This window comes from Spirillospora sp. NPDC047418 (genome assembly GCF_040643275.1).
Classification (GTDB): domain Bacteria; phylum Actinomycetota; class Actinomycetes; order Streptosporangiales; family Streptosporangiaceae; genus Spirillospora.
Genome location: NZ_JBEYTW010000085.1, coordinates 25,616 through 37,997, shown reverse-complemented (window position 1 = coordinate 37,997; position 12,382 = coordinate 25,616). Strand labels below are relative to the sequence as shown.

The following is a 12,382-nucleotide window of genomic DNA, read 5'->3' as shown; positions in this document are numbered from 1 at the left end:
CGGTTTTTTTTTTTTTTTCTTTCCGTACCCCCCCCTTTTTTTCTCCGGGGGGTGGGGGGGGGGGGGTTGGCGGGCGGCGGGGGGGGGGGGGGGGGGGCCCGGCTTTTCCCCCCCCCCCGCCACGCCGTCCGTCAGCGCTGCAGGGTCAGCAGGCCCGGCCGGTAGGGCAGGAGGCCGTAGTCGCCGCCGGAGTTGGGGCTGCGCCCCTGGTAGAGGAGTTTGAGATTGCAGGGATCGACGGTGAAGGTCTGGTCAGCGTTGGTGCGGATCAGTTCGCCGTGGCTGATGTCGTTGGTCCAGGTGGCGCCGCTGTTGGCCTTGCCGGCGAAGGGGTTGCCCTCGGACGCGGCCTGCGGTGTCCACGAACCGTTCAGGCTGGTGGACGTGAACGAGCGGAAGTAGCGGCCCTGGGAGCCGATCGCCTCGACGAGCATGAGGTAGCGGTTCTGGTCCTGGAGTTTGTAGACCTGAACGGCCTCGAACAGGTTGTTGGTCGAATCGCTCATGACCACTGTCGAGCTCGAGCCGAAACTGCCCGGGAAGTTCCCGATCGGCATACTGGCCCGGTAGATCTTGCCGTTGTCACCGGCGAAGAAGAGGTACATGTTCGAGCCGTCGCCGATGAGCGTCTGGTCGATGGGTCCCGTTCCGGAGCCGGAGATGCTCCCGGTGAAGAGCGTGTGCTCCGACGACCAGCCATTCGGGTTGATGGGGTCGCTGGACGTCCGGTAGGAGAAGGCGGACCCGCCCCACTGGTAGGCGAGCACCCAGATGTTCTTCGGTGCGAAGTAGAACAGGGTGGGCGCGACGGTGGAATTCGACATCGTGTTCTGGCTGACCGAGCCCATCTGCGACCAGTCGCTGAACAGGCCGAAGTTCATCGAACCCCATCTCGACCCAGTGTCGTGCGTCGTGGCGTAGACGAGGTTCTGGCCGTTGTAGGGGGCGACGGTGAAGTCCTTGAGCGACACCCATCCCGACTTGGGCTGGGCCAGCGCACCCGTTGACGTCCAGTGGTAGGACGACGGTAGATCGCACGTCTGACCGGGATCGCCGCCGCCGTCATCGCCGCCGCCGACCTCGGCGAGCTGCCACTGCTGGTTGGCACCGCCCCAGTCGTCGTACTGGACGATGTTCGCGCCGTCCGCCGTGGAGCCGCCCTGGACTTCGAGAGCCTTGTTGCTGTTGCGTGAGATGAACCTGACGTAGCCATCCGAGCTGTCGGCCAGCCGCCACTGCTGGTTGGTGCCGTTGTGGTCGGTCCACTGGACGATCGAGGCGCCGTTGGCGGTGGAGTAGTCGTAGACGTCCAGCACCTTGCCGGAGTGGCGGGACTTGATGCGGTAGTAGCCGTCGCCGGAGTCGACGAACTGCCACTGCTGCTGGTTCTGGTCGTTCCTGGCCCACTGGGTGATGCGGGCGCCGTCGTTGGTCGCCAGGTTGTAGACGTCCAGGGCCTTGCCGCTGTTGCGGTTGACCAGGACGTACCACTTGTTCACGTCCACTGTCGCGGCTTGGGCGGCCTGTGTGTTGATCACGGACAGGAGCACCGACAGCAGGAGCGATGCCAGCACGGCCGCACCGGTCCTCAGCATGGACTTCTTCCTTTCGCATGTTGATGTTTGCGCTAACATTTCCAGCTCGGACGAGACCTCTTCTCCATCGGCGATTGGGGGAGGTGGTGGTGGGCCGGAGTAAATACGAGGCCGCGCGACTCGTCAAGGGCCCCCGCCCGTCGAAAGGTTTCGACCGCAGGTCGCCTGCCAGATCGCGCATACAGGCCGGCGACTGGACGTCCGCCATGAAAGATTTTGAAACTATTGACGAAATCTCGGAGCGCTCACACACTGAGTCCGCGACGCCCCGGTGGTGGTGCGTTCCCGTGAGGGAGCGCGGCGTCTGTTGCACGGATGTGTCCGTGCCGCCCCTTCGTTTCTTTCATGGAGGAACAGACGTGCGTACAAATGCCATGCCCAGGTCCAAAGTCCGGAAGCGGGCCTTCCTCGCGAGCGCCCTCGGGGTGCTCTGCACGGCCGCCGCTCTGGTGGCGCCGTCCCCCGCCACCGCCGCGGAGAGCACGCTGGGCGCCGCGGCGGCGCAGAGCGGCCGCTACTTCGGCACCGCCATCGCCTCGGGCCGGCTCAACGACTCGGCGTACACCACGATCGCGGGCCGCGAGTTCAACATGGTGACCGCCGAGAACGAGATGAAGATCGACGCCACCGAGCCCCAGCAGGGCCAGTTCAACTTCAGCTCGGGCGACCGCGTCTACAACTGGGCCGTCCAGAACGGCAAGCAGGTACGCGGCCACACCCTGGCCTGGCACTCGCAGCAGCCCGGCTGGATGCAGAACCTCAGCGGCAGCTCCCTGCGCCAGGCGATGATCAACCACATCAACGGCGTCATGGCCCACTACAAGGGCAAGATCGTCCAATGGGACGTCGTGAACGAGGCCTTCGCCGACGGCAACTCCGGAGGCCGCCGCGACTCCAACCTGCAGCGCACCGGCAACGACTGGATCGAGGTCGCCTTCCGCACCGCGCGCGCCGCCGACCCGTCCGCCAAGCTCTGCTACAACGACTACAACATCGAGAACTGGAACTGGGCCAAGACCCAGGGCGTGTACTCCATGGTCCGCGACTTCAAGCAGCGCGGCGTCCCCATCGACTGCGTCGGCTTCCAGTCCCACTTCAACAGCGGCAGCCCCTACAACAGCAACTTCCGCACCACCCTGCAGAGCTTCGCCGCGCTCGGCGTCGACGTGGCCATCACCGAACTGGACATCCAGGGTGCCTCGCCGACGACCTACGCCAACGTGACCAACGACTGCCTGGCCGTCTCGCGCTGCCTCGGCATTACCGTCTGGGGCGTGCGGGACACCGACTCCTGGCGCTCGGAGCAGACGCCGCTGCTGTTCGACGGCAACGGCAACAAGAAGGCCGCCTACTCCTCGGTCCTCAACGCCCTCAACAGCGGCGACCCCGGCGACCCGACCGACCCCCCGACCCAGGACGCGGGGACGATCAAGGGCGTCGGCTCGGGCCGCTGCCTGGACGTGCCCAACGCCAGCACCACCGACGGCACCCAGCTCCAGTTGTGGGACTGCCACGGCGGCACCAACCAGCAGTGGACCTACACCGACGCCGGTGAGCTGAGGGTCTACGGCAACAAGTGCCTGGACGCCGCCGGCACCGGCAACGGCACCAAGGTCCAGATCTACAGCTGCTGGGGCGGCGACAACCAGAAGTGGACCCTCAACTCCGACGGATCCATCGTCGGCGTCCAGTCCGGCCTCTGCCTGGACGCCGCCGGCAGCGGCAACGGCACCCCGATCCAGCTCTACTCCTGCTGGAACGGCGACAACCAGCACTGGACCCGCACCTGACCTGCCCGAAGCAGAAGGGTGAACCGATGAAGACCCACGGTGCGGCTTCGCCCGCCCCGCCGCCAAGGCGCCGCCGGTGGTCCCGGATCGCCGCCGCGGTGGCGTCGGCTCTGGCGATCGGCATGCTCGTCGCGGTGGACCCGGCGCCGGCCGAGGCGGCGACGGTGGACACCAACGCCTGGTACGTCCTGGTCAACCGCAACAGCGGCAAGGCACTGGACGTCTACGGCGCGTCCACCGCCGACGGCGCGCGAGTCAGCCAATGGACGCGCAACGACGGAGCCAACCAGCAGTGGCAGTTCGTGGACTCCGGCGGCGGCTTCTACCGGCTGAAGGCACGGCACTCGGGCAAGGTGCTCGACGTGGCCGGCGCCTCGACGGCCGACGGTGCCGCGATCCAGCAGTGGAGCGACCACGGCGGAACCAACCAGCAGTTCCGCCTGGCCGACTCCGACGCGGGCCACGTCCGGCTGATCAGTCGCAGCAGCGGCAAGGCGGTGGAGGTCCAGGGCGCCTCCACCGCCGATGGCGGCAGCGTCGTCCAGTACACCGACTGGGGCGGCGCCAACCAGCAGTGGACGATGGTCAAGCTGTCGTCCGGGGGCGGTGGCGGCAGCGGATGCGGCCGCGCCCCGGCGCTCACGAGCGGCACGTACACGATCCAGAGCAGCGGTAAGAGCCGCAGCTTCATCCTCCGCGTTCCGTCCAACTACGACAGCGACCACCCCTACCGGCTGATCTTCGCGTTCCACTGGCGCGGCGGAACCGCCGGCGACGTCGCCTCGGGCGGGACGAGCGGGAGCGCCTGGTCCTACTACGGCCAGCAGGAACAGTCCAACAACAGCGCGATCCTCGTCGCACCCCAGGGCCTCGGCAACGGCTGGGCCAATACGGGCGGTGAGGACGTCACCTTCGTCGACGACATGATCCGGCAGATCGAGAGCGGCCTCTGCGTCGACCCGGCGCAGCGCTTCGCCACGGGCTTCAGCTGGGGCGGCGGCATGAGCTACGCACTCGCCTGCGCCCGCGCGAACGCGTTCCGAGCCGTCGCGGTCATGTCCGGCGCCCAGATCAGCGGGTGCGGCGGCGGCACCCAGCCCATCGCCTACTTCGGAATCCACGGGATCAGCGACTCCGTCCTCAACATCACGCAAGGACGGTCACTGCGCGACACGTTCGTCGCCAACAACGGCTGCACTCCCCAGAACCCGCGCGAGCCCGCCCCGGGCAGCCGGACGCACATCACCACCGCCTACTCGGGCTGCCGCGCCGGGTACCCGGTCCAGTGGGCCGCGTTCGACGGCGACCACATCCCGGGTCCGGTCGACGGCTCCTCGAACGAGAGCGGCATCACCACCTGGACCAAGGGAGAGATCTGGAGGTTCTTCGCACAGTTCCAGTGACACGTCTACAGCACGGAGTGGAGCCGGGAACGCCCTGGCTCCACTCCGTCGTCCATCTCCAGGGCTGACGGCACGCCCGACCAAAGCCCGGCCGAGTATCGACCTTCGAGCACTGGCAGTCACCTTTGGACGGCTGCCGACGCGGCGGCGGGCCTTCTAGGTTCGAGAGCATGAACGTGGAAGGCCCCGGCTCGCCCCCGCTCCCGCGCCGGATCGCGCTGGTGGTGGCGCTGCTCCTGCTGTCACCGGTCTGCGCCGAGTACCTCATCGGCTACGACCAGATCATCGGGCGTCCGCTGGAGCTGCTCGGCGGGCTGCTCATCCTCGCCCCGCTGTACGGAACCGTCGCGGTACTGATCCGCGAGGCCGTCCGCCGTACCGGCCGGGGCTGGCCGACGATCGTGCTGCTGAGCGCGGCGTTCGGGCTCGTCCAGGCGGGGCTGATCGACCAGAGCCTGTTCAATCCCGACTTCGTGGACGAGCCGTCCTGGGACCGCGACCGGCTGCCGACCCACATCCCGGAGCTGGGCCTCAGCGCCTACTACCTGCTGAGCTTCGTCGCGGGGCACGTGATCTGGAGTTTCGCCGCCCCCATCGCGGTCATCGAGGCGTGCGCGCCGCGCTACGCGAAGCGTCCGTGGCTGGGACGGGCCGGCATCACCATGATGGTCGTCCTGTACGGCCTGGGCGCGGCGATCATCTTCAGGGAGCACACCAGGGACTTCATGGCGAGCCCGGCGCAACTGGCCACCACCGCGGCGATCGCCGTCCTGCTGGGCATCGCCGCGTTCGTCCTCCCCCGCCGGTCGGCGCCCGTACCGTGGCGGGTCCCGCCGCCGTGGCTGGTGGGGTGCGGCGCCGTGGTGCTGTGGGGCACCCACCAGCTGTCACCCGCGTCCTGGGCGGGGGTGGCACTGGCAGCGCTCGCCCTCACGCTCGCGGCGGGATGCCTGCTGCGGTACTCCGGCCGGCGCGACTGGAACCACCGGCACGTCCTGGCGGCCGGCGGAGCCGCGCTCGTGGTCAACTCGGCGCTCGCGTTCGTGGTCGAACCGCTCGGCGAGACGTCCTACGCGGTCAAGTACACCGTCAACACCGTCCTGCTGCTGGGGGTGCTGCTCCTCCTCGCCCTCATCGACCATCATCTGCGCCGTTCCAAGGAGACCGTCACGCCCGTAGGGAGGTCCTGAACATGCGATCGCAGCCGGACGTTTCCACGACGCTGGCCCGGTCGGTGTGGGCCCAGGGGGCACTCTGCGCCGCGGCGGCGGTGCTGCTGGGCGGGGTCGGCTGGCTGCTCGATCTGCTCGCGCACTGGCTGGTGACCCTGGACCGGGCACCGATGCAGGGCCCGGCCGAACTGCTGGTCTCCGTCCCCGAGCCGTGGCTCGCCATCGGCCTGATCAGCCTCGGAGCGCTGGCGGGGACGGCGCTGATCCTCTTCGACTCGCTGGAGCAGGTCTCGGTCACCGTGTCCGGCGAGCGGGTCGTCCTGAAGCGGGCGGGCCATTTCCAGAAGATCGCCCGCGAACAGATCGGCCACGTCTTCCGGGAGAAGGACCGCCTGGTGGTTCTCGGCCCCAAGGGCGAGGAGGTCGCCCGGGAGAAATGCGACCTCGGCGCACGGCGCCTGGCCGCGGCCTTCACCGAGTACGGCTACGCCTGGGTGGACGGCGACCCGTACGAGGACGAGTTCCGTATCTGGGCTCCCAGGACCCCGGAACTGCCCGACCTGGCGAACGCCCTCCTCGCGGCCCGCGCGGACGCCATGAAGTCCTCCGATTCCGGCGACTCCGCCAAGGAACTGCGCCGCGAACTGGCCCGGATCGGCATCGTCGTCCGCGACAAGGGCAAACAGCAGTACTGGCGCGGCCCCGGCCGCCACTGACCCCACCAGAACCCACTGCGCGGTTCTCCCGTCCAGCGTGCGAAGTGGTCACCGGGGGGCCGCCGTGTGATCCTTTGAGGCCTGGATGTGCCCGCCGGCTCGGGTCGGTTGCGGGCTGGTGGGGGTGGGGATGGGCGGACGGCGTGAGGGCGGGGGCGGGTTGAAGGCGTACGGGGCCAGGGCCGGCCGTTTCGCCTTCTCGCAGCTCGTGGTGGGCCTCGTGTTCCTGATGGTCTGGACCTTCCTCATCGGCGTCATGGTGGAACAGGTCGCGGCCACTCATCGCGCTGCGAAAGGGGAGGGCTTTCCGGGGACGTTCACGGTGCAATCGCAGGCGTGCTCGCGCGGCAGATGTACCTGGTACGGCGTGTTCACTACCGACAGTCTTTTCCAGCTGACCAACGGAAGTGTCGAACTGAGAGGGGACGGCGGCCGTTCCATTCAGGTCGGGGACTCGGTTCCGGCACTCGACGTCGGCTCAGGGATCTTCGTCCAGGTGAAGGGCGGGTCGCCGGAATGGGGGGAGCCGTTCGGCGTCGGGCTCTTCGTCGCGTTGACCGGCAGCCTCGGGGTGGGGCTGAACGCCATGGTGCTGTGGGGCGTTTACTGGACGCGGGCCTCTCCCGCGTCGCGCAGGCGGCAGGCGAGGGGCCGCAAGGGGTTCAGGCTGCGCGGCCTCGCCGACCGGGACCGGTGGGGGTGGTCGGCGCGGCCCGATTCGTCCGCGGTCGGGGTGAAGATCGCCAGGTCGAAGGGGCGGACCCTGGGCGGGGCGGTCGGCCTGCTGTCACTGGTGGCGTTGCTGCTGCTGTTCGGTCTGATCTGGGCCGAGTTCAACGAGGAGACCACCCGGGCCGAGTTGGTCGGGGGCCTGTGGTGGCCGCTCTTCGCGGTCGTCTTCACGGGCGTCGCGGTCCAGACGCTCAGGCTGGTGCTGGCACGGCCCCGGATGTGGGTCACGGACGATGAGATCGTCATCTGGGACGCAGTGCTGCTGTGGAAGGTGCTGCGGATCCCGCGCACCGAAATCGCGGCGATCCATTACGGCGATGAGCCGCGGCGGCGCCGGGTCGATGAGGGCGTGGCCCAGTTGACGCCGTTCCGGGAGGAACTCAACCTCGCCCTGCAGATGCGGGACGCCATCTCTCTTCCCGCACGCCGGCTGCGCTGGGGGAACTGGTTCTGGGTCATGCTGACGCTGAGGGATCTGGATCCGCAGACGGGCATGCCGCAGCGAGGACGCCTGGTCCGCCGGTTGTCCCTTCGGGTGAAGGATCCGCGCAGGGTGGCGATCGATCTCGACCGCTGGCTGGCGGAGGGCGAGGCACTCCCGTCGGCGGAGTTCGAGCCGGTCGATCATTCCCATTACGGCACGGTCCGCACGCACCGCGGCGTCGGTGCGGCGCGCGTCAAGATCAAGGGGCCGCTTCCCCAGCCGGTGCTGGCCGAGTTCCGGAACGAGGGCTCCGGGACGCTGCGGGCCTGGCTTCGGCGCACCGAGTTCGGCCGCGGGACCCCGGTCGTGGTGTGCGAGCCCGGAACGCCACCGGCCACGATCGTCCTGGACGACCGGCTGGTCTCCGACAAGGCGCTCACGAGGAGGTTCCTGCACGTCGAGGCCGAGGGACGGTGGACCGTCACGATCGGCGGGCCGGACCGTGCACGCCCGTTCACCGGCTCGGCCACGGGCAGCGGGACCGAAGTGCTCAGCTACCAGGGGCCGGCCGGAATCGCCGTCGTGACCAGCCCGGACGAGCAGCCCCACCAGGTCCACCTGTACGGGCCGAACCTGGCCGCGCTCCACGGCTGCGATCCGGTCGTGTCCACCGCGGGATCGGCTCTGGGCTGGAGCACGTTCGCCGTTCCGGCACGGGCGATACTCCAGGTGAGAACCGCCGGGGCGGACTGGCGGATCGACGTGACGCCCCTGGGTCGGGCCGACGCGGACGGCCCCGCCCGCGTCCGGCCGTTCGAGCAGTCCATAGCCGGTGATCGAACCGGGGTAGTGCGCTACCTGGGCCCGCCGGGGCCTGTGCTGTTCCGCAGCGGAGACGCCTTCGGCCTCCTGCAACTCGACGCGACTCTGACCCCTGTCCGGACGCTCGCCGGTCCAGACGGCGACACGGAATTCCACCTCCACTCCCGCGCGCTCCTTCAGATCACTGGAGGCCACGGCACCTGGTCCATGGAAGAGGCCCACCTTCGCCGCGCGGCGCACCCGAGCCGGTATTAGGGCGAGTCCCATCGTTGCCAGAGCATTTCCAGCCCCAGCGCGATGGCGCACAGCACTCCCACAGACCCGGGGACGGCCACGAAGGCCACGTGGATCGGGCTGCGCTCGTCCGGGAGGAACAGGTCGGCCCAGCCCAGGGCCAGCGCCAGGGCGGTGGCGATCCCCCCGATCCGGGAGGCCCATTCGAAAAGGTGCGCATGCCACGGTCTGGAATCCGCTGAATCCCTCGAACGCACATCGATGCTGAAGAAGATCAGCAAAACGGCGAGAAAGGAGATCAAGCTGACCATGTCGGATGACGGCATCGGACGCATACAGCGACTTTAGTTGCGAGCCCCGCCAACCCCGGGAAGGAGAATCGCGGAAATGCGGCGCAGAACTGCCGTCGCCTGATCGGCGGTCGTGCCGTGGTGCGGTGCGTAACATCCCGTTGTGGTGGGCGCTGATCGCGTTGCCGGGAGGTGGCATGAAAGCGGGTGGAGCCAGTCGGACGGCGGTGTTCGTCTGCCAAGGACGAGCGGTTGCGGACGGGCGTGCGGCCGTCGGGCGGTTCAGCGATCCGGTCGCCCGGCGGCTGCTCCGGCCCGAGGAGCTGGAGCCGGTGGACGCGGCGCGGGACGACGGCCGGCAGGTCAAGGGGCGCGAACGGTGGGCCGTGGAGTCCGTCCGTGCCTGCGCCGAGATCATGGTGCCGCGGACGGTCGTGATCGATGACGCGCTGACCGACGCCGTAGAGGGCCGGGGCATCCGGCAGGTGGTGCTGCTCGGCGCCGGGCTGGACGGCAGGCCGTGGCGCCTGGAGGCGCTGGGGGCGGCGACGGTGTTCTGCGTGGACCACCCCGCCAGCCAGGCCGATGCGCGTGAGCGTGCCGCCGGTCTCGACCCGGTGGCGGGGGAACTGGTGTTCGCCGGGGTCGATCTGACCAGTCAGCCCTTGGACGCCGCCCTGGAGGCGGCCGGGCATCGGCGGGCGGTCCCGACGGCCTGGGTTTGGGAGGGCGTCGTGCCCTACCTGCGGAAAGCCGATGTGGCGGCGACGGCGAGCGCGGTGGCGCGCCGGTCGGCCGCCGGGAGCGTCCTGGCGGTGAACTACCAGACCCCGTCGCTCATGGCCAAGATCGGCCGGATCGTGGTCGACCTCGCGGCGCGGGCCGGGCGTGTCGAGGCCGCCACCGCGGACGAGCCATGGCGTTCGGCGTGGACGCCCGCCGCGATGGCCGATCTCGTGACTGCGCGGGGCTTCGTCGTCGAGGACGACGTCGACCTGCTGGACGTCGCACGCCGGCTCGATTCGCCTACCGCGCACAGCCGGTCGGTGCGCAACGGCCGAGTGGCCATCGCCCGTTTCTCTACAACGGCGACCGGGGCGTGACGGAGTACTCCACGCAGGTGGACACGGCCGTCATGGGGTGGCCCGGCCGGTGCGGAACGTCCGGCGGTAGGTGTCCGGGGGCACGCCGACCGTGCGGTTGAAGTGCCGGCGCAGCGTGGTCGCGGTGCCCATGCCGGTGCGGGACGCGATGGTGTCGATGCTGTCGTCGGTCTTCTCCAGCAGTTCCTGTGCGTGGCGGATCCGCTGGGTCAGCAGCCATTGCAGCGGAGTGGTGCCGGTGACCGCGTGGAATTGGCGGCCCAGGTGGCGCGGGCTCATCCGCGCCTGGCGGGCCAGGTCGTCGACGGTCAGCGGCTGGTCGAGCCGTTCGACGGCCCAGGGGAGCAGGGCGGCGAGGGGGTGGTCGTCCCGGGCGGGCACCGGGGCGGCGACGAACTGGGCCTGGCCGCCGGCGCGGTGCGGCGGGACGACCAGGCGGCGGGCGACGGTGTTGGCGATCGACGAGCCGTGGTCGAGGCGGACGAGGTGCAGGCACAGGTCCATGGCGGCGGCCTTCCCGGCGGACGTGAGCACGCTGCCGTTGTCCACGTAGAGGACGTCCGGGTCGACGTCCACCCGGGGGTAGCGGGCGGTGAGGGCGTCGGTGTGGGCCCAGTGCGTGGTCGCGCGCTTCCCGTCCAGCAGGCCGGCGGCGGCCAGCACGAACGCGCCCGTGCAGAGGGACACCACCCGCGCGCCCGCTTCATGGGCCGCGCGCACGGCGTCCACCAGATCGGCGGGCGGGTCGTCGTCGACGTCGGCCAGGCTCGGGACGATCACGGTTTCGGCGTCCCCGAGCCGGTCGAGCCCGAGGTCGGGCTCCAGCCGGAACGGGCCGACCTGGACGGCGATCGAGCCGCACACGGTGACGTCGTACCAGGGGACGGTCACGGCGGCCGGCGCGTCCGCGAAGACCTCGTACGCCAGGGACAGTTCGAAGTGCAGCATCCCGTCGGTGACGGCCAGCGCGACAGTACGCATGTCCGGAATTGTACGGGTCGTGGCGTTCCAGACACTCGCGGGCGCCTTCCCGCCGTCCAAGAATGGTCGCCATCGGGATCATTCAGCACAGGGAGAGCCCACATGCAGAAGGTGGCGGTGTTCGGCGCGTACGGGCACACCGGGCGGTTCGTGGTGGCTGAGCTGCGGGAACGCGGGTTCGTCCCGGTCCTGGCCGGGCGCGACGCCGGGAAGCTGGGGCTGCTGGCGTCCGAGTCCGGATTCGAGGCCCGGCCGGCGTCGGTGGACGATCCGGCCGCGCTCGACCGCGCGCTGGACGGCGTCACGGCCGTGATCAACTGCGCCGGCCCCTTCGCCGCCACGGCCGCCCCCGTGATCGAGGCCGCGCTGCGCGCCGGGATCCCCTATGTCGACGTGGCCGCCGAGATCGAGGCCAACGCCGACACGTTCGCGCGGTTCTCCGGCCGCGCCCGCGCCGCCGGAGCGGTGATCGTCCCGGCGATGGCCTTCTTCGGCGGCCTCGGCGACCTGCTGGCCACCGCGGCGATGGGCGACTGGACGGCGGCCGACGAGGCGCACATCGCCTACGGCCTGAGCAGCTGGCACCCGACGGACGGGACGCGCGCCTCCGGTGATGTCTCCCGGGAGCGGCGCGACGGCCGGCGCGTCCGCTATGCGAACGGGCGGCTTGAGTACCGCACCGACGCCCTGCCCTCTTTGAAGTGGTCTTTTCCGGAGCCGATGGGCGTCCGGGAGGTTCTCGGGGAGTTCACGATGGCGGATGTCATCACCATTCCCAGCCACCTGCCCATTCCCGACGTGTGCACCTACATGGCGGTCGAGGCGGCCACGGACCTTTCGTCCCCGGACACCCCGGCACCGGCTGCGGCAGATGAGCGCGGGCGCTCCGCGCAGACCTTCCTCGTGGACGTCGTCGTGCGCGCCGGCGGTCGTGAACGGCGCGCCGTGGCGAGCGGCCAGGACATCTATGCCGTCACCGCGCCACTCGCCGTGGAGGCGGTCGACCGCATCCTCACCGGACGGACCAAGACCGCCGGGGTCGCCTCCGCGGGCGAGATCTTCGACGCCCCCGATTTCCTCCGCGCGCTGTCCCCGCACATCACGCTGGAGTAGGGCCCGG

Annotated in this window: 10 protein-coding genes; 7 read left to right on the top strand and 3 right to left on the bottom strand. The window is 69.8% G+C overall.

Features of this window, described 5'->3' with window-relative positions; all coding sequences use genetic code 11:
- Positions 1-131: 131 nt before the first annotated feature.
- Complete coding sequence (locus ABZ806_RS35405) at positions 132-1,595, bottom strand: non-reducing end alpha-L-arabinofuranosidase family hydrolase (protein WP_500222029.1); 1,464 nt, start codon at positions 1,593-1,595, stop codon at positions 132-134.
- Positions 1,596-1,969: 374 nt separating this feature from the next.
- Between ABZ806_RS35405 and ABZ806_RS35400 the strand changes: the two genes are divergently transcribed.
- The 5 genes from ABZ806_RS35400 (at position 1,970) to ABZ806_RS35380 (ending at position 8,909) form a co-directional block, all read left to right on the top strand.
- The gene (locus ABZ806_RS35400) at positions 1,970-3,385 is read left to right on the top strand and encodes an endo-1,4-beta-xylanase (protein WP_500222025.1); all 1,416 of its coding nucleotides are present in this window, start codon (positions 1,970-1,972) and stop codon (positions 3,383-3,385) included.
- Positions 3,386-3,411: 26 nt separating this feature from the next.
- The gene (locus tag ABZ806_RS35395) at positions 3,412-4,788 is read left to right on the top strand and encodes an RICIN domain-containing protein (protein WP_500222023.1); all 1,377 of its coding nucleotides are present in this window, start codon (positions 3,412-3,414) and stop codon (positions 4,786-4,788) included.
- A 170-nt stretch (positions 4,789-4,958) separates the two neighbouring features.
- Positions 4,959-5,978 (top strand): AF_0692 family protein, encoded by a 1,020-nt coding sequence (locus ABZ806_RS35390; RefSeq protein ID WP_500222020.1) that lies wholly within the window; start codon positions 4,959-4,961, stop codon positions 5,976-5,978.
- Between the two features lie 2 nt (positions 5,979-5,980).
- Positions 5,981-6,676: a YqeB family protein gene (locus tag ABZ806_RS35385; protein ID WP_500222018.1), complete on the top strand. Its 696-nt coding sequence runs from the start codon at positions 5,981-5,983 to the stop codon at positions 6,674-6,676.
- Positions 6,677-6,806: 130 nt separating this feature from the next.
- A complete protein-coding gene (locus tag ABZ806_RS35380; RefSeq protein WP_500222016.1) occupies positions 6,807-8,909 on the top strand; it encodes a hypothetical protein in 2,103 nt (700 codons plus the stop codon).
- Here ABZ806_RS35380 and ABZ806_RS35375 read toward each other — a convergent pair.
- Positions 8,906-9,223 carry a hypothetical protein gene (locus ABZ806_RS35375; RefSeq protein WP_500222014.1) on the bottom strand — a complete coding sequence of 106 codons (318 nt, stop codon included), beginning with the start codon at positions 9,221-9,223 and terminating at the stop codon, positions 8,906-8,908. The two genes, ABZ806_RS35380 and ABZ806_RS35375, sit on opposite strands and share 4 nt — an antisense overlap.
- A gap of 152 nt (positions 9,224-9,375) precedes the next feature.
- Here ABZ806_RS35375 and ABZ806_RS35370 point away from each other — a divergent pair, with 152 nt between their 5' ends.
- Positions 9,376-10,281: a class I SAM-dependent methyltransferase gene (locus ABZ806_RS35370; RefSeq protein WP_500222012.1), complete on the top strand. Its 906-nt coding sequence runs from the start codon at positions 9,376-9,378 to the stop codon at positions 10,279-10,281.
- Between the two features lie 30 nt (positions 10,282-10,311).
- Here the strand turns inward: ABZ806_RS35370 and ABZ806_RS35365 are convergent, their stop codons facing one another.
- Positions 10,312-11,262 (bottom strand): helix-turn-helix domain-containing protein, encoded by a 951-nt coding sequence (locus ABZ806_RS35365; RefSeq protein ID WP_500222009.1) that lies wholly within the window; start codon positions 11,260-11,262, stop codon positions 10,312-10,314.
- 102 nt (positions 11,263-11,364) lie between these two features.
- On the opposite strand from ABZ806_RS35365, the gene ABZ806_RS35360 reads away from it, so the two are divergent.
- The gene (locus ABZ806_RS35360; RefSeq protein ID WP_500222007.1) at positions 11,365-12,375 is read left to right on the top strand and encodes a saccharopine dehydrogenase family protein; all 1,011 of its coding nucleotides are present in this window, start codon (positions 11,365-11,367) and stop codon (positions 12,373-12,375) included.
- Positions 12,376-12,382: the final 7 nt, after the last annotated feature.